Raw genomic sequence first — 17,357 nt, 5'->3', positions numbered from 1 at the left:
TAATTGGTAAATGAAGTCACAGTTCCTATTTTATTATATACAATAACCCTGGGAATTCATAGGCTTTTTTTAATTTTTATTATGTTTATTTTTTTTTAATATGTGGTACACATTTTAGTCACAATTTCTTCGTATACTAATAATACGTTATCCGAAAGGATAGCGGGCCTTTTGTTTCAAGTAACTTACTTGAAATCACAAAGCTTTTTCATACTCATACCGGACGGCGCAAGCCGTCCGGCCCCCCTAAAAGAACATTCTCTTATTTTTATATACTTATTATTCCCAATCGCAGCATTTAAATTGGGGTCCGGTTCCTTAAAGGAGTCAGGCCCCAATTTTTTATGTCTTCATCAGAATCATATCAGGATAATCTAAGGGCCCATTCCTTGCAGTCCAGCACCCTGGTAGCAATTCCTTCATAGAATTCCGGTTCATGACAGATCAGAAGAATGCTCCCCTTATACTCCTTTAAAGCTCTCTTTAATTCTTCCTTTGCCTCTACATCCAGGTGATTGGTTGGCTCGTCCAGAAGAAGGACATTGGTTTCCCGGTTAAGAAGCTTGCATAATCTCACCTTTGCCTGCTCCCCTCCACTGAGCACCCGCACCTGGCTCTCAATGTGGTTGGTAGTCAGGCCGCATTTGGCAAGAGCCGACCGGACCTGGTACTGGGTATAGGAAGGAAACTCCTTCCAGATCTCTTCGATGCAGGTGGTGGTATTTCCGGGGGACATCTCCTGTTCAAAGTATCCGATGGAAAGGTAATCCCCAAGCTCCACATTTCCCTTTAAGGATGGCACCAGCCCCAGGATGCTCTTTAACAGGGTGGTCTTGCCGATGCCGTTTGCGCCTACCAAAACCACCTTCTCCCCACGTTCCATGGAAAGATTCAATGGCCTTGACAAAGGTTCCTCATAGCCGATGACCATGTCCGTGGTTTCAAAGATGCATTTTCCGGCTGTACGGGCTTCCATAAAATGAAATTCCGGTTTTGGCTTATCCTTTGAAAGCTCAATGACCTCCATCTTATCCAGCTTCTTCTGTCTGGACATGGCCATGTTTCTGGTGGAAACCCTGGCCTTGTTCCGGGCCACAAAATCCTCCAGCTCCGCAATCTCCTGCTGCTGCCGCTTATAAGCCGCCTCCAATTGCGCCCGTTTCACCGCATACACCTCCTGGAACTTTTCATAGTCTCCTACATAGCGGTCCAGGTTCTGATTCTCCATATGGTAAATGATATTGACCACACTGTTTAAGAAGGGGATATCATGGGAAATCAGGATAAATGCATTTTCATATTCCTGCAAATAACGCTTCAGCCACTCAATATGCTGTACATCCAGATAATTCGTCGGCTCATCAAGGAGAAGGATATCCGGCTTTTCCAATAAAAGCTTTCCTAAAAGAATCTTGGTCCTCTGGCCTCCGCTTAACTCGGTTACATCCTTATCCAGGCCCATGTCACTTAAGCCCAGGGCTCTGGCCACTTCCTCCACCTTTGAATCAATAATATAAAAATCATGGGCCATGAGAAGGTCCTGAATGGTTCCAAGTTCCTCCATCATGGAGGCCATGGTCTCCTCATCGGCCTCTCCCATTTTGTCACAGATCCCATTCATCTGCTCTTCCATCTGAAACAGGAACCCAAAGGCACCTTTTAACACATCCCGGATGGTCATCCCCTTTTCCAGCACCGTATGCTGGTCCAGATAACCCACACGGACCCGTTTGGCCCACTCCACCTTTCCTTCATCCGGCTGTAATGTTCCGGTTATGATATTCATAAATGTGGATTTCCCTTCCCCGTTGGCTCCGATCATGCCGATGTGCTCTCCCTTTAAAAGGCGGAAGGATACATCATGAAAGATGGCACGGTCCCCAAATCCATGTGTCAGATGTTCTACGTTTAATATGCTCATTGAAAAACTCCTTTATGAATGCGGTTTAATCTTCTTTTATTCTTACGGTGATCCATGGCTTTTCGCCGGCTTTTTCACCGTTTTAAATATGAAACATCATAATTCTACATGACAGACGCGATTAAGGCAAGCAAAGGTTGCAAAAAACAACAAAAACGTATATGATAAACCCAACAGAAATCTTTCAAAGAAAGGCTTACATTTTATGTACTTGTATACTTGGTATCAATGGCTGCTGTTTTTTTTCATATACTGCTTTATCGGCTGGATCATCGAATCCACCTACGTTTCCGTAAGAAGCTTTCATTTTGTAAACCGTGGTTTTTTAAGGCTTCCCCTTTTACCTCTGTACGGAAGCGGCGCCATTACCATGCTGTGGCTGTCCCTGCCCGTCCAGGGCAACATATTCCTGGTATTTCTCTTCGGCATGGCAGGCGCCTCCGCCCTGGAATATGCCACCGGTTACTTCATGGAGCGCCTATTTAAAATGAAATACTGGGACTACAGCAACAATCCTTTTAATCTAAAAGGATATGTCTGTCTTGGCACCTCTATTGCATGGGGGTTCCTCACCCTGCTGCTGACGGAGGTTATTCACCGCCCCTTAGAATGGCTGGTCCTTGGCCTGGATGGGACAGTATCCATCGTCCTTGTGGTGGTGATCGGCATTCTTTTTGTCACCGATGCCGTACACTCCATCAAGGAAGCTTTGGACCTTGGCCGAATTCTGGAGTCCATGACAAAATTAAAGTCAGAACTGGAGGAGGTACAGGTACAGCTCTCCCTGTTAAAGGCTGAAACCGCCCAAAAGATGTCGGACATAAAAACAGAGACCCTTCAAAAGGCCACCAACTTAAAGGACGAAACAATGGTAAAGATCTCTTCCCTGAAAGCCGAAACCACCAGCGCATTAAAAGAATCCACTTTAGCGGAACGCCTTCAGTCCCTTACGGAAACCAGGGACAGGCTGACCGGGCGTTTGACCTTTTACCGGAAGGGCATCCTCCGCCGGAACCCTACGGCTTCATCCCGGCTGTTTGGAGAGGCTTTAAGAGACTTAAAGGAATATTCCAAAAAACACAAAAAGTCATAGCAGCCAAATGCAAAGACGGAGCTTTGTCAAAAACCAAGCTCCGCCTTATTTTTTTAATTCCTTATATCATTTTATCTACCATAGCCATGACCCCATCTCCCAGCTTTGCAGATCTCTCATCTGCATCCGCCATGGAAGCGCCCTTAATGCCATAGTAAAATTTGATCTTTGGTTCCGTTCCCGAAGGCCTTACGCACAGCCACGCATCATCCGTCAGTTCATAATAAAGCACGTCAGACTGGGGAAGCCCCGTAGGATTTACTTCTCCTGTACTCATATCTTTTACAGTATCCAGCTTATAGTCCCTGGCAGAAAGAACTTTATATCCGCCAACTTCCGCCGGAGTATCCTTTCGCATGGTTTCCATGATGGCCCGGATCTTTTCCTGACCCTCGATGCCCTTTAAACCTATGGCTTTTACCGCATCCTTATAATAGCCGTACTTCTCATACAGGGCTGTCATGGCATCCCACAAGGTCATGCCCTTTGTCTTATAATAAGCTGCTGCCTCGCACAAGGCCACCGTTGCAGAGATGGCATCCTTATCACGGGCATAGGTTCCGATCAGACAGCCATAACTTTCCTCCAGGCCAAACATATAGGTCCCGTATCCGGTGGCCTCTTCCTTTAAGATCTGCTGTCCGATGTATTTAAAGCCGGTTAATACCTCAATCAGCTCACAGCCGTAGGCCCTGGCCACCGCATCCACCAGATTGGTGGTGACAATGGATTTGACTACCTGTCCGTCCGCTGGGATCGCTCCTCTTTCCTTTTTCTGGCTCAGCACATACTCGCACAGAAGAGAACCGGACATGTTGCCGGTCAAGGGGATATATTCTCCGGATTTTTCATCCTTTACATACACCCCAAGACGGTCAGCATCCGGGTCCGTTGCCAAAACCAGGTCCGCATCCTTTTCCTTTGCAAGGGCAAGGCCCAGTTCAAAGGCTTCCTCGGCCTCAGGATTTGGATAGCTGACCGTTGGAAATTCACCATCCGGCAGTTCCTGCTCAGGAACCACATATACATGGGTAAAGCCGATTTCCTTTAATGCCCTTCTTGCAGGAAGATTGCCTGTACCATGGAGAGGAGTATAGACAATTTTAATATCATTCTGCATCTGATCAATGGCATCCTGATTCACTACCTGGGCCTTTACGTGAGCTATATATTTGTCATCCAGAGCCGCTCCGATGATTTCATATTTGTCTGATTCCTTTGCCGCTTCCACAGTAGTGGTCTTAACTGTGGAAATATCTGAGATATTTAAAACTTCTGCGGTCACCCCTTTGTCATGAGGCGGAGTAAACTGGGCGCCATCCTCCCAATATACCTTGTATCCGTTGTATTCCGGAGGGTTGTGGCTGGCTGTGATATTAATTCCGGCAATGCAGCCTAATTCCCTTACAGCAAAAGAAAGCTCCGGCGTAGGGCGCAGAGATTCAAATTTATATGCCTTAATCCCATTGGCTGCCAGCGTAAGGGCGGCTTCCTCTGCAAATTCCGGGGACATATGCCTGGAATCGTATGCAATGGCCACACCTTTATCTGCTCCGCCCTGGCTTATGATATAATTTGCAAGCCCCTGGGTCGCTTTTCTAACTACATAAATATTCATCCGGTTGATACCGGCGCCAATGATGCCCCTTAGGCCGGCGGTGCCAAATTCCAGATCCTGATAGAAACGCTCTTTGATCTCATTTTCATCATCAGCGATCCCCCGGAGCTCTTCCTTCGTCGCCTCATCAAAATATGGATTTAAAAGCCATTCCTCATAAATACTCCTGTAATCTTTCATAAGCATAATACCCCTTTCTCACCATTTCTGTTATGGCTATTATAAAACATAACAGGGCAAAAGAAAAGCGTATTTCCATTATTTTATTCGTGACAGGAAAAGATTCCGCATGGGCTGCTGAATCTCTAAATCCTTAAGCTTTTCAATATTCCGTGCGGGAATCCAGGCCTTATTGGCGTTATAATAAAAGTTGATCTGCTTCCAGTATTTTTCAGGATACAGGAACAAATAGTAAAGGCATATCCTGTCTCCATCTGAAAGAGGAAGAATCTTTGTATAGGTTTCCAGCATGGCCATGCCCAGCTTTAAATTCCACTCATGCTTTTCCATGGCCTTACGCATAAAATGGTATAAATCCTCCATCTGCAGTCCCAAGTGCATGCGGTTGAACTCCACGATGGCCACATCGTGAAAGCACATGAGGACGTGGTGCTGGTTTAGGTCCCCGTGGCACAAATACTCCTCATTGTTCTCCCTGTTTTCATAAAAGCCTGCCATCCCTTTACAGGCTTCCATGGCCTGTTCGAAAAATATGTCATAATTCCCCATGACGCACAGTTCGAACTCGGATTTTTTCCTTTTATTCCGGATAAACGTGCGGGCGCGCACCAGTTCCCTGTTGTGGCGTTCCATTTCCTCAGCCGGCTGCTGTACCAAAATGGATCCCAGATTCCATTCCTCTTTAAACTCGATCCTCCGCAGCACTTTATGTAAAGAAGCAATTTGTTCGATGGCACATAATACCTCTTTGCTATCCTTCAAATTACATTCCCGGTCCGCATACCAGTCTTTTACAATCCACCGGGTTCCATCCTCGGCACTGGAGAGGAGTTCACCATCTTTATTCCTGACGTAACGGTCTACGTTTAAATGACAGGTTTCTTTCATCTGTGAAAATACCTGATCCTCAAATTCCAGGCGCTTTAAGGTTCCTTTATATTCCCGAAGCAGTTTAAGCCCCTGGTTCGTTTCACACAGCCAGGCGCCCCGGCCGCGTTTCACATCCAGAATTTCAAGCTCATACTGCGAAAGCACCTCTGTGTATTTCTCGTTCACAACCACCCCTCCAACTCTTAGCTCATCAGCTACTTCTAGGGTATGAAGAGGTGGAAAAAAATATGCAAAATACGGCAGAAAGTTATACGTGCCTTAGGCCTGTTCCTCTAATAAATGTTCTGCTGATTTCATCAGATATTCCTTATTATTGCATTCCGGCTGGTTAAGGACCATCTGGAACAGACGGTTTAACACCGCCCCCATTTCAGGACCGGGCTTCATGCCTGCATCCATCAGTTCCCTGCCGGTGACGGCCATGTCCTTTAAGCGGATACAATCCCCGGCCCTTAAGATTTCCTCTGAATATTGCTCCACAAGTGTTACCCGGCTCTTATAAGGTTCTGAGCAGAATACCTTCTGAAAGCACAGAAGATCTTGAAAAAACTCTGGGGAAAGGTCGCTCATGACCTGCCGGATGGCCGGCTTATGGGCCGGGAGCTCTGTTCTCCACAAACTGACCAGGTTTTTTGTCTGATGAATCGTATCATTGTCCAGCTTAAGCTCCTTAAGGATACAGACTGCATCCTGAGGTTCCTCCTGTCTTAAAAAGCCAGACCAGCGCATGTGTTTTTTAGGGGGAAGGTCTCCAATTTTTTCTGCTTCCAGAAGCCGCCTTCCCGCAGCTTCAAAATACCGGGAAATATAAGGGGCGATCCCATTTTCATACACACCCTTTACCCTCCCCGGGTGACTGGAAAGGAGGAGTTTTGTAAGCTCCACCTGTATCCGTTCCTTACTGACCTTTGCCATATTGGGGGCGATAACGGAAATCGCCGCCCTTGTCTCCCCTTCCAGGGCAAAGTCCAGTTGGGCGGAAAAACGGATTGCCCTTAAGATCCTTAAGGCATCCTCCGTAAACCGGTCCACAGCATTTCCCACGCAGCGGATGGTCCGGCTCTCTAAATCCTTCACCCCGTCAAAGGCATCTACCAGCCCTTCCCGGTCGCTGTAAGCCATGGCATTGATAGTAAAATCCCGGCGCTTTAAATCCTCAAGCAGGCTTCCCGTAAATTCCACGGATTTGGGATGACGTCCATCCTCATACTCTCCGTCTATGCGGTAGGTGGTCACCTCATATCCTTCATGTTCAATCAGTACGGTAACTGTGCCGTGCTGGATCCCCGTATCCACCGTTCTTTTAAAGATTTCCTTAACTTGTTCCGGCTTTGCTGAGGTGGTGATATCCCAGTCTTCCGGCATCCGGCCCAGGAGGCTGTCTCTCACACAGCCTCCCACAACGTAAGCTTCAAAGCCGTTGGTATTCAGTTGTTCGATGATCCCCCTCGCCGCTTCCGGAACCTGAATCTTTATCACTTTTTTACCTCCTGGTTTTCCTATGTGCCGGTATTAATATGCCCTGCCCCAGTAAACCATTTTTACTGCAGGCTTTCCACAGCATACGCAGGTATCGGCCAGGTTTTCCTGCTTAAAGGGCATACAGCGGGATGTTGCCCCTGTAATCTCCTTGATCTTATCCTCGCATTCCTGGGAACCGCACCACATAGCCTTTACAAAACCCGGCTTTTCCTCTACGGTCTTAACAAAGGCATCCATGTCCGTCGCCTCATAGGTGTGGGCATCCCGGTGTGCTCTGGCCCGTTCCAGCATATCTTTCTGAATGACTTCCAAAAGCTCGCCTACCTTGGCGTTTAACTCATCTAAGGACACGGTGATCTTCTCATGGGTGTCACGGCGTACCAAAACCGCCTGGTTTTCTGAAATATCTCTGGGCCCGATCTCTACACGGACCGGAATGCCGCGCATCTCTGATTCACTGAACTTCCAGCCAGGGCTCTTATCGGAATCGTCAACCTTTACCTTATAATTAGAAAGAACCTGCTTTAATTCATAGGCCTTATTAAGAACGCCCTCCTTCTGCTGCTGGACCGGAACGATGACCACCTGGGTGGGAGCGATTCTTGGAGGAAGCACAAGGCCGCTGTCATCGCCATGGACCATGATAATGGCACCAATGAGCCTGGTGGTCATTCCCCAGGAAGTCTGGTGAACATACTGAAGTTTATTTTCCTTATCGGAATACTGAATATCAAAAGCCTTTGCAAATCCGCTTCCAAAGTTATGGCTGGTTCCCGACTGAAGTGCCTTGCCGTCATGCATCAAAGCCTCGATGGTATAGGTTGCCTCTGCTCCTGCAAATTTCTCCTTATCGGTCTTCTGGCCGCGGACAACAGGCATTGCAAGGACCTCTTCACAAAAGTCTGCATATAAATGAAGCATCTGCTCTGTCCGTTCTTCCGCGCCTTCCGCCGTGGCATGGGCTGTGTGGCCTTCCTGCCATAAAAACTCTCTGGAACGTAAAAACGGTCTGGTAGTCTTTTCCCAGCGCACCACGGAACACCACTGGTTGTAAAGCTTAGGTAAGTCCCGGTAGGACTGGATATCTCTGGAATAAAAATCACAGAACAGGGTTTCAGAGGTAGGTCTGACGCAGAGCCTTTCCTGCAGCGGCTCCAAACCTCCATGGGTCACCCAGGCCACCTCAGGAGCAAATCCCTCTACATGGTCCTTCTCCTTTTGAAGGAGACTCTCTGGAATAAACATGGGCATATAAACATTTTCCACCCCTACTTCCTTAAACCTTCTGTCAAGCTCACTCTGGATATTTTCCCAGATGGCATACCCTGTCGGCTTAATGGCCATGCAGCCTTTCACGCTGGAATAATCAATTAATTCCGCCTTTTTTACAACATCGGTGTACCACTGGGCAAAATCCACATCCATGGATGTGATCGCCTCTACTAATTTCTTGTCCTTTGCCATAACAAATTCACCTCTCCTATTTTCCGCCCAAGCTTTTGGGACATAATGGCATTCTTTTTCTCTCCCATGTTTTAAGACACAGGGGATCCTTGCAGAGCGGCACTTTCATAAAACAAAAAAGAGCCATTCGTTCCCTTAAAAGGGACCGAACAGCTCGGCGGTGCCACCCAATTTAGCCATGGGAAATTCCATGACTCACTTTTCCTATCCTATAACGCAGGAACTGCGCCGCAGTTTGCTGCGGGACTCCGAGGGAGGTTGGGTCATGAGGGGTATAAAGGCCTTCCAGCGTACGGCCTTCTCTCTGGAATACATCATCACTTACTGATCCTCTTCAACGTCTTGATTCTTCACTATAAAAAAGATTGTATGGTTGATTTTACGTTATTTGCAAATGTTTGTCAAGTGGGTTCCGCCTTGTCCGGGAAAGTATTTGTTACGGTTTGACCATGCAAAACTGTAACAAATATCTGATCATTCCTCCGGATCCGCTACATTCTTTTCATCGTGACAGCACGAGACCTCATACACCTCTACAATATCCTCTACGATCAATAAGCCGATGGGACCAAGAATAAATCCTAAAAGCCCGAAGAGCTGAAGGCCCACGTACATGGAAGCAAGGGTTTCCAAAGGGGTAAGTCCCACCTGTCCTCCCATAATCTTGGCTTCCATGATCTCTCTTAAAAAATAACAGATAATGTAAATGATGATCAGTCCGAACCCGTACTTCCAGTTTTTATCGATCATGGAGAAAAGGGCCCAGGGAATGAATACCGTACCGGTGCCAAAGATCGGAAGTGCATCCAGAAGTCCGATCCCGATCCCGAATAAGATAAAATATGGATTTCCCAGGATGAACAGCCCTGCCCAACACACCACCATGGTAAACAGCATGATAGCCCCCTGGGTTTTTAACCAGGCGCTTCCCACTGTCGTAAGCCGTCTCCCCAGCATGGCATATTCAAAGCAGAAAATGGAATTGTCCCGCCTTTCCCGAATGTCATCCATCTCCTGAAGGGACAGAACCGTGGCAATAAGCAATATGATGATGATCACAGTTGCCTGGACGATCCATTTCATGATGGTCATGGAATTCACCATGAGAAACGGCATGATCCTGCTTTTTATGGCAGCCTGGCCCCCTGAAATAATATCTCTTACCACCTCTACCATATACCCGTCAGGCAGCTTTAAAAACCCCTCCGCAAAGGAACAGTTATCCATAATCCACCGGTCCATGCCTTCCAGAATAGACGGCAGGTTCTGAAGCAGAAGCCTGGCTTCCATGAATAACTTTCTTCCCCCCACATAAAAGATAATTCCAAAGACAATCATAAAAAGAATGATTTCGATTCCTCCGATGACTGCCAGGGGAACGGAAATCACCCTCCCTTTTACCATGAAGCGGGTCTTTCTCTCGATCCAAAGGGCACTTGGCCGAAGGGAGAGAGCAAATACATACGCAATCAAAAAGGGAATCACAAGAGGCAGCAGATAACGAAAACTTAAATACACTGCCCCTGTAACTCCCAATATTAATAATGTTTTCTTCAGTTTCCTGCTCGGTTTCACCATGGACTCACCTGTTTCTGATTTGTACTTCTTTTGTACAATCTCTATTATGAGCCGCCTGGAATAAAAATATGCGTAATTCGTTTAGCAAAAAATTCCTTCTTTATGCCATTTCCGGCAATGAGAACATCTCAAAGATCTCTCCCTTTGGTTTTACGGAAAAAGACATCCGTTTCTTAGTGACCGGATGGGAAAATGACAGGCTGTAAGCAAACAAGGCCACATTTCCGCTGTCAGCTCCCTTCTGAAAACGAGGATTATACTTCCTGTCTCCCCAAAGAGGTGTTCCGTGGCCCGCCATCTGCACTCGGATCTGATGATGACGGCCGGTTTCCAGAGTGATCTTAGCCAGGCTGTATTTTTCATTCTCTATGCTCCGTTCATCCACAACCTGGTAAGAAAGCTCTGCCAGTTTTGCACCTTTTATCCCCTTATCCACAATTATAGAACAATTGTTTTTTCCGTCTTTCCACAAATAATCCACGTAGGGTCCAAAGTTCTCCACAGGTTTTCCACAAACCACCGCGTAATAGATTTTCTCCATTTGATGCTGGGAAACCTGCCTGCTTAAAGAATCTGCGGCGCTTTTCGTTTTTGCGTACACCATGATGCCTCCCACCGGCTTATCCAGCCTGTGGATAACTCCCACATATGGTTCCCCTGGCTTTGGGGATAAACTGTTGATATGTTTCTTTACCTCGCTGACCATATCCGGCTCAAAGGATCTTGCCGATTGGGATTCCATTCCCACCGGCTTTTCCACCACCAGTATCTCTTCATCTTCGTATAATATGTTAAGCTCCATTCCTGCCCTTTACTCCTCTTTCTTCCATGCCTCTATCATAGCCTCCACGGACCGGCTCATTTCAGCGCTAAAATCAGAATTCCATTTGCGCTTGCAAAATGCCTTTACCCAGCGTTCAAAATCCTCTTCCCTTCCCTGAACATTTTTAAGCTCCTGAGAAAACTCCTCAGGATTTAAACGGCGGTAGGCATTTTCAAACACCACAGCTCCGGATCTGAGCCGTTCCGGCTTTTTCCTCTCCGCCTGCTGCTTTGTGGGATATCCAAAAACCACCATTGCTGCCGGGACCGCATACTTAGGAAGGCCGAACAAATCCCTGTGTGTCTCATACTGCTCTATAATGTCCCCAATGTAACAAGATCCTATGCCCAGGGATTCTGCCGCCACAACCGCATTCTGAGCGGCTATCAGAGCATCATCACAGGCCAGCATAAGATCTCCAAGGCCGGGCTTTCGGACTTCTTCCTCATAATGGCAGAACAGTTCGTACCACCTTTGATAATCCGCCACAAAAACCAGTACTAAGGGTGCTTTTGCAATAAATGGCTGGTTGTCGCAGGTCACTGACAAGGTCTCCTTCTGCTTCTGGTCCGTCACGTCAATAATGGAATACAGGGTCATGTTCCCGGCAGTGGGAGCCTGTAAGGCTGCTTCTATAATAGCCGCCTTTTTCTCCGGTTCAATGGCCCGGTCTTCATATACCCGGACGGATTTTCTTTCCATAAGTTCTTTTATCGTCTGATTCATCGGGTGGTCATACCTTTCTTTTTTTCATTTTACATTATCTATTCATTATATTTTATTGTTCCCATTATAGCAAACCTCTTTTCACTTTATATTTGAAAAAACAGTTGCATTTTCCCCATTTAAAGTGTATAGTATATAAAAATATGATACATAGTATTTATTACTACGTTATAAGTTTTCATTTTCTACAAGGAGGGTTTTCATGGAAATTAAAATCAAAGATCCGGGCAGCGCCATCACTCATTTCATCGCCATGTTACTGGCGCTCATTGCCGCAATCCCGCTGCTTATTAAGGCGTCTTCCGACGGAAAGCTTCACCTGGCCGCCTTAACAATCTTCATCAGCAGCATGGTCTTTCTTTACGCGGCCAGCACAATTTACCATACTCTTGATATCTCGCCGAAAATCAACCGTCTGTTAAAAAAAATAGATCATATGATGATCTTTATCCTGATCGCAGGAACCTACACGCCGGTTTGCCTGATCGTTCTGGGAGATAAGACCGGCTGGGGCCTGATGGCTCTTGTGTGGGGAATCGCCGTCTCAGGGATTCTCATAAAGGCCTGCTTTATCATGTGCCCCAAATGGTTTTCGTCCAGTCTTTACATTGCCATGGGCTGGGTATGTATCCTGGCATTTACAAAGATCATGAATGCCCTCTCTTTTGCCGGCTTTCTCTGGCTGCTGGCCGGAGGAATCATCTACACCCTGGGAGGCATCATCTACGCCCTGAAGCTTCCTCTCTTTAACTCCAAACACAAAAATTTCGGCTCCCATGAGATTTTCCATCTTTTCGTCATGGGAGGAAGCCTGTGCCATTATATTTTGATGTACCATTTTGTTGCATAGAACGGTAAAAACCGTCAGTCCGCACACTCGCGGACTGACGGTTTTTCTCATACAACCTCTCCCATGAGCTTTAGCTTATCTTTCCTGGAAAGCTTTTTAATGGCAGCTTCACGGCGCATGGCCTCTTCCTTTGTGGAAAACTCTTCCCAGTAGGCTAATGCCACCGGTCTGCGGGCCTTTGTGTATTTTGCTCCTTTTCCCTGGTTGTGGGCTGTTAAGCGCTTTTCCAAATGGTTTGTCCATCCGCAGTACAGAGTATCATCCGCGCATTTTAAAATATAAGTATAATTCATGTTCTTCATTCTCCGGTATAGGAAATTAAGGATATGTAAACGGTAATAACGCCTTGCAATCACGTCACTACCGTCCAGGATAACCTGTCATCTATCTTAAGCACCAGCTGGATGCGTTTTGGCGCCATCGATGGTTGAAGCTATAGCTCAGCTATAGTATATTATATAACAGGGCAAGCTGATATGTGAATAGCAATCTTTATCTTACCCGTTTTTTAAAAAATCATACAATTTAAAAACTAAGAAAAACATGCTTTGGGGATTTTTCCCAGTTCATTGTCCGCACAAATTATGCCAGGCAAAAGGAATCCTTCTGCCTGGCATACTAATTTAAGACAATTCTTTAACAAGTATCAGACGGTCTCCCGATTTTACGGATTTATCCGTCATACCATTGGTCGCTATGATGGTATCAATGGTGGTATGGAATTTTTTGGCAATTTTCCAAAGGGAATCTCCAGGCTGTACGATGTATCCTACGATTCCCGGAAGCTTCTGTAAATTGTTTAAATCCATGGGAGCTTCCGACGCACTTGTGATGATCTGCTGGCAAACCGGCTGCAGCGCCAGTAAGTCAAGGGAAATGGTCGATTTCACTTCAATGGTTCCTCCGCCCATCATAACGGCGCTTAGCTGCTCTAAACCGGGATTTAACTGGCAGATGGTGTCTGCATTGATCCCCGGGGCCTCAATCAGGAAATGGAAGGGGATATCCTCCACAGTTGACTGGATGGGCTGGGTATCGTCAGAGGTCATATAAAGGATCCGTACCTCCAAAACACCTTCCACATGAAGTCCGTCCTCCTTGACCTCCGTGTCATCAACTTTGACAATTCCTTCACTGTGACATATCTGAAGGATCCGGTCCGCCTGGTCCAGACTGATCTTTTCCACGATCTTGCACTTGCTCATATTCTTCGTCAGAATCTTATCAAAACAGGCTTCTCCTGTCTGCAGGGTCAGTTCCCGGTTAGTGGAATATAAATCATTGAGCAGTTCCATATTCTCTTCCCTGTAAAGCTTCATATCCAGTTCAAGAACCGCATCCGCATCCATTTCCCGCATTTCGCCGTCAGAATCCGGCTTTGCTTCTATATCCTTATGGATCAGATGGACCACGACCACAGGGACCATATCCTCAGTCATATCGGGAACATCCAGCTCCCCTGAAAATGGAATGCTTTCCTCGATCCACTGGATCGGCGCGCCTTCCCCTTCTCCCTGGTAAATAACAAAGACCAGCAGCTCCCCGTCAAGCATCATTTTTCCATCCATGGGCCTAGTGGATACGCTTCTCAGTTTCATTTCAGTCCACAGAATATGGTCGATGTTTGGCTTGTTTCCAGACAGGGTAATGGTATCCTTGATCCGGAACGTATCCTTGTGGCGGAGCGCAATGGAAACCACATCAAGATTGCGGCGAAGGGTTTCCACCATGGGCACATCAGAGGATGCGCTTCCCGTGTCCACATCCACGGCAGCATTTATATCGCAGGAGGTCTCTACCTTCACCGTAAGTGTTACGATAGCCTTTACACTCAGCTTCCTGGAATTAATAATTCCCGCGTTTAAATCCTCAAGCTCCCATGCCAACTGGACGTAATCCTTTTCCTCCAGTCCAGGCACATTGATGGGTTCCTCAAAGTTAATGCTTCCTGAAAGGGTCTGAAGCCCTCCTTCCGCCCCCCGGTAGAGGATCATAAAGTCCAGCTTGCCCCGGACCGCCACACGCTCTGCCTGGTTTTTTACGGAATCAATGGTAATTTCGCCGGAACTTAAAATGATCTGATCCACGTCATCCATACTGTCCGGGACGATGAAGTCATCGTCAAGAGTAATTTGAGACGTAGCATATCCTTTCCAGCGATTCATATGTATGTTTTTCTTCACCAGCTCCAACATAAAAAAGCACCTGCCTTACCTTCTTTATTCCTTTAAGAAAGTTTATGCAGGTGCATGTTTCATTATACTTTTTTTGTTCTCATTCCCTTACTTCCGGAAAAACAGGGGGTTCAGACGCTTCTATTCTTCGGTTTTTTCTTCTTTAAGTCTTTCTTCGGGAGAAGCCTCGGTCTGTGCCGGTATTTCCTTTTCCCTGTATGACGAAAGCTCTTCCTGCAGCTTCAAAAGCGTTTCTTCCATTTCCCTGACCCGCTCTTCCATCTTACAGTAGTGCTCCATTGTCACCAGATTATCTTCTTTCTTTGGAAGGGATACGCCGTCGATCTTAACCGGGCGGGCGGGAATCCCTACCGCTGTTACATTGCTCTCCAAAGTCTTTAAAAGCACGGCATTTGCCGCTATGGTACAATTATCCCCCACCTCAAAGGACCCTAAGATCTTGGCCCCTGTTCCTACGGTCACATTGTTGCCAAGGGTTGGATGGCGTTTTCCCTTATTCAGTCCCACGCCTCCCAGAGTTACCCCCTGGTAAATGGTACAGTTATCACCTACCACCGTAGTTTCTCCGATCACCACTCCGCTGCCGTGGTCAATTAAAATTCCGTGCCCCATCTGTGCCCCGGGATGGATCTCGATCTGTGTAAAAAATCTTGCCAACTGGGAAATAAGCCTGGCAATAAAAAACATCTTGCGCTGGTAAAACCAATGAGCAAAGCGATGCCAGATCAATGCATGGACTCCCTGATACAGCAAAAGCACTTCCAGCTTGCTTCTGGCTGCCGGATCCCGCTCTTTTACTGCCGACACATCAAGCCATATATCCTTTAATATCATATTATCTTCCTCTTTTCCTTACTGCCTACTCCTATTTGAAGTAGTATATCATATGACAGCTTAAGAAAAAAGGGGAATTTACAGTTTTCCACAGAATCAAAACCATAATATCCCCACAAAAACAGCCGTCCCGCTTTTACCATCTGCGAAACGGCTGTTTCATCCATCTTCCCTACTGGAACACCACCGGAAGCTCCGACATCTCTGTTTTAATGACGATGAAAGGATAGGAGGGTTCCGCCCCCGTATTATCCCCCTTTTCCGGTCCGATCAGCTCCGTGTCCAGGACAATGGAATTATCCGTCAAATACAGTTCATTTACTGCGATGCTATAACCCCCGCTGGCCTGTTTTCCATAACCAACTACTATGTAAAGATTATTATCATCGCTGTAGGTCAGCTTAAAGGGCGACTGCTGCTTCTCCGCAATGATCTGTCTAAGTTCCTGAGGGATATCCGCATCAGCTACCACGGTAAATTCCAGATCCCGTACTTTATCCCCATTATCCTTGTTAAAAGTGCACCCGCTTAAGGTACGTACTACCAATACCCACATGGCCAGGCCGAAAAAAATCATCCATTTTCTGCTAAACAGTCTCTTCATAGCACACTCCCCAACTTATTGATTATTACTATATATATGGGGATTGTGCTGATTTTATGAACAGATTTACGCTTTTTTGCGGATCAGGATCAAGATTTCGCCCTGGTATTGCTCTAATGATCGAAACTTTCCCTGCACAAAAAAGTGAGTTTAAAGGTTTCCTGTGATTTCCCCGTACATCCTTGGCCTGCGGTCCCGGAAAAGCCCCCAGTTCCTCCGGTCAGCCCACATCTGGTCAAGATCAAAGGAAGCCAATATGACGCCTTCCTCCTCTCTGCCCATAGATGCTATGACAGCCCCGGTATTATCCGTTATAAAGGAGGAGCCATAAAATTTAAGAGAAGAGCTTTGATTCCCGTTTTCTGTACATGGAGCCACAGCTTCCACTCCCACCCGGTTTGCCGCAACCACTGGGATGATATTGGAAGCAGAATGTCCCTGCATGCAGCGCCTCCAGTGCTCCATGCTGTCACATTCCAGAATCGGCTCGCTTCCGATGGCCGTGGGATATAAGATCAGCTCCGCCCCCTGTAAGGCCAAACACCTTGCAGTCTCCGGAAACCACTGGTCCCAGCAGATCCCTATACCTATTTTCCCGTACCTGGTATCAAACACCCGAAAGCCCGTATCCCCGGGAGTGAAATAAAATTTTTCCTGGTAATAATGGTCATCTGGAATATGGGTTTTCCTGTATACCCCAAGATTTGTCCCATCCCCGTCCAGGACCGCCACCGAGTTATACATAGTATTTCCTGACTGCTCGTAAAAGCTGATGGGAAGGACCACTTTAAGCTCAGCCGCAATCCCGGCAAAATGCTTCACCGCCTGGTTCTCCTCCACGGGTTTTGCATATTCATAGAATTCATACCGCCGTTCCTGGCAAAAATACGGCCGTTCAAACAGCTCCGGAAGAAGGATCACATTGGCCCCTTCCTTTGCTGCGTGCCTTACCAGTCTTTCCCCATGCTCAATATTCTTCTTAACGTCATCGCAGCACCTCATCTGAACTGCTGCCGCTTTTACCTCTCTCATGAAATCCTCCTTCCGGTATCTGCGTTCCAGTTCAGCCATGCAGAAACATTTATGGGGCGACCCACA

The 17,357-nt window shown here is 46.8% G+C and carries 15 protein-coding genes and 1 other annotated feature; of the genes, 2 read left to right on the top strand and 13 right to left on the bottom strand.

Annotated elements, in window-relative coordinates; genetic code table 11:
• Window positions 1–364 precede the first annotated feature (364 nt).
• On the bottom strand, window positions 365–1,921 hold the full coding sequence (locus ACYVD3_RS08360; protein ID WP_460642054.1) for an ABC-F family ATP-binding cassette domain-containing protein: 1,557 nt from the start codon (window positions 1,919–1,921) through the stop codon (window positions 365–367).
• 205 nt (window positions 1,922–2,126) lie between these two features.
• Here ACYVD3_RS08360 and ACYVD3_RS08355 point away from each other — a divergent pair, with 205 nt between their 5' ends.
• Window positions 2,127–3,014, top strand: coding sequence for a putative ABC transporter permease (locus ACYVD3_RS08355; protein WP_460642053.1), 888 nt, complete (start codon window positions 2,127–2,129; stop codon window positions 3,012–3,014).
• A gap of 61 nt (window positions 3,015–3,075) precedes the next feature.
• On the opposite strand, the gene ACYVD3_RS08350 is transcribed toward ACYVD3_RS08355, so the two are convergent.
• The 7 genes from ACYVD3_RS08350 to ACYVD3_RS08320 form a co-directional block, all read right to left on the bottom strand.
• On the bottom strand, window positions 3,076–4,812 hold the full coding sequence (locus ACYVD3_RS08350; protein WP_460642052.1) for a phospho-sugar mutase: 1,737 nt from the start codon (window positions 4,810–4,812) through the stop codon (window positions 3,076–3,078).
• 78 nt (window positions 4,813–4,890) lie between these two features.
• Window positions 4,891–5,868: a spore coat protein CotS gene (locus ACYVD3_RS08345; protein WP_460642051.1), complete on the bottom strand. Its 978-nt coding sequence runs from the start codon at window positions 5,866–5,868 to the stop codon at window positions 4,891–4,893.
• 93 nt (window positions 5,869–5,961) lie between these two features.
• Entirely contained in the window at window positions 5,962–7,179 is a 1,218-nt protein-coding gene (locus ACYVD3_RS08340; protein ID WP_460642069.1) for a CCA tRNA nucleotidyltransferase, read from the bottom strand.
• A 36-nt stretch (window positions 7,180–7,215) separates the two neighbouring features.
• Entirely contained in the window at window positions 7,216–8,649 is a 1,434-nt protein-coding gene (proS, locus tag ACYVD3_RS08335; RefSeq protein WP_460642050.1) for a proline--tRNA ligase, read from the bottom strand.
• Window positions 8,650–8,786: 137 nt separating this feature from the next.
• Window positions 8,787–8,996, bottom strand: a binding site (T-box leader).
• Window positions 8,997–9,123: 127 nt separating this feature from the next.
• Window positions 9,124–10,227: an AI-2E family transporter gene (locus ACYVD3_RS08330; RefSeq protein WP_460642049.1), complete on the bottom strand. Its 1,104-nt coding sequence runs from the start codon at window positions 10,225–10,227 to the stop codon at window positions 9,124–9,126.
• A 100-nt stretch (window positions 10,228–10,327) separates the two neighbouring features.
• Complete coding sequence (locus tag ACYVD3_RS08325) at window positions 10,328–11,029, bottom strand: RluA family pseudouridine synthase (RefSeq protein ID WP_460642048.1); 702 nt, start codon at window positions 11,027–11,029, stop codon at window positions 10,328–10,330.
• 9 nt (window positions 11,030–11,038) lie between these two features.
• Complete coding sequence (locus ACYVD3_RS08320; protein WP_460642047.1) at window positions 11,039–11,776, bottom strand: nitroreductase family protein; 738 nt, start codon at window positions 11,774–11,776, stop codon at window positions 11,039–11,041.
• 202 nt (window positions 11,777–11,978) lie between these two features.
• Between ACYVD3_RS08320 and trhA the strand changes: the two genes are divergently transcribed.
• Window positions 11,979–12,626: a PAQR family membrane homeostasis protein TrhA gene (gene trhA, locus ACYVD3_RS08315; protein WP_460642046.1), complete on the top strand. Its 648-nt coding sequence runs from the start codon at window positions 11,979–11,981 to the stop codon at window positions 12,624–12,626.
• Between the two features lie 47 nt (window positions 12,627–12,673).
• Here the strand turns inward: trhA and ACYVD3_RS08310 are convergent, their stop codons facing one another.
• The 5 genes from ACYVD3_RS08310 to aguB form a co-directional block, all read right to left on the bottom strand.
• Window positions 12,674–12,919, bottom strand: a complete 246-nt coding sequence (locus tag ACYVD3_RS08310) for a GIY-YIG nuclease family protein (RefSeq protein WP_460642045.1) — start codon at window positions 12,917–12,919, stop codon at window positions 12,674–12,676.
• A 330-nt stretch (window positions 12,920–13,249) separates the two neighbouring features.
• Entirely contained in the window at window positions 13,250–14,821 is a 1,572-nt protein-coding gene (locus tag ACYVD3_RS08305) for a DUF3794 and LysM peptidoglycan-binding domain-containing protein (RefSeq protein ID WP_460642044.1), read from the bottom strand.
• A 120-nt stretch (window positions 14,822–14,941) separates the two neighbouring features.
• A complete protein-coding gene (gene cysE, locus ACYVD3_RS08300) occupies window positions 14,942–15,655 on the bottom strand; it encodes a serine O-acetyltransferase (protein WP_460642043.1) in 714 nt (237 codons plus the stop codon).
• 172 nt (window positions 15,656–15,827) lie between these two features.
• Entirely contained in the window at window positions 15,828–16,232 is a 405-nt protein-coding gene (locus ACYVD3_RS08295; RefSeq protein WP_460642068.1) for a protease complex subunit PrcB family protein, read from the bottom strand.
• Between the two features lie 177 nt (window positions 16,233–16,409).
• On the bottom strand, window positions 16,410–17,291 hold the full coding sequence (aguB, locus tag ACYVD3_RS08290) for an N-carbamoylputrescine amidase (protein WP_460642042.1): 882 nt from the start codon (window positions 17,289–17,291) through the stop codon (window positions 16,410–16,412).
• Between the last annotated feature and the right edge of the window lie 66 nt (window positions 17,292–17,357).

The organism is Lacrimispora brassicae (assembly GCF_054772055.1).
Note: the sequence above shows the minus strand (reverse complement) of the source record. Positions and strands in the feature narration are given on the sequence as shown.

Bases quoted from the DNA above. Each gene is read 5' to 3' on its own strand.
- ACYVD3_RS08350 (WP_460642052.1), bottom strand. From the start codon at position 4,812: ATGAAAGATTACAGGAGTATTTATGAGGAATGGCTTTTAAATCCATAT.
- trhA (WP_460642046.1), top strand. From the start codon at position 11,979: ATGGAAATTAAAATCAAAGATCCGGGCAGCGCCATCACTCATTTCATC.
- ACYVD3_RS08355 (WP_460642053.1), top strand. From the start codon at position 2,127: ATGTACTTGTATACTTGGTATCAATGGCTGCTGTTTTTTTTCATATAC.
- proS (WP_460642050.1), bottom strand. From the start codon at position 8,649: ATGGCAAAGGACAAGAAATTAGTAGAGGCGATCACATCCATGGATGTG.
- ACYVD3_RS08310 (WP_460642045.1), bottom strand. From the start codon at position 12,919: ATGAATTATACTTATATTTTAAAATGCGCGGATGATACTCTGTACTGC.
- cysE (WP_460642043.1), bottom strand. From the start codon at position 15,655: ATGATATTAAAGGATATATGGCTTGATGTGTCGGCAGTAAAAGAGCGG.
- aguB (WP_460642042.1), bottom strand. From the start codon at position 17,291: ATGAGAGAGGTAAAAGCGGCAGCAGTTCAGATGAGGTGCTGCGATGAC.
- ACYVD3_RS08295 (WP_460642068.1), bottom strand. From the start codon at position 16,232: ATGATTTTTTTCGGCCTGGCCATGTGGGTATTGGTAGTACGTACCTTA.
- ACYVD3_RS08360 (WP_460642054.1), bottom strand. From the start codon at position 1,921: ATGAGCATATTAAACGTAGAACATCTGACACATGGATTTGGGGACCGT.
- ACYVD3_RS08305 (WP_460642044.1), bottom strand. From the start codon at position 14,821: ATGTTGGAGCTGGTGAAGAAAAACATACATATGAATCGCTGGAAAGGA.
- ACYVD3_RS08320 (WP_460642047.1), bottom strand. From the start codon at position 11,776: ATGAATCAGACGATAAAAGAACTTATGGAAAGAAAATCCGTCCGGGTA.
- ACYVD3_RS08330 (WP_460642049.1), bottom strand. From the start codon at position 10,227: ATGGTGAAACCGAGCAGGAAACTGAAGAAAACATTATTAATATTGGGA.
- ACYVD3_RS08325 (WP_460642048.1), bottom strand. From the start codon at position 11,029: ATGGAGCTTAACATATTATACGAAGATGAAGAGATACTGGTGGTGGAA.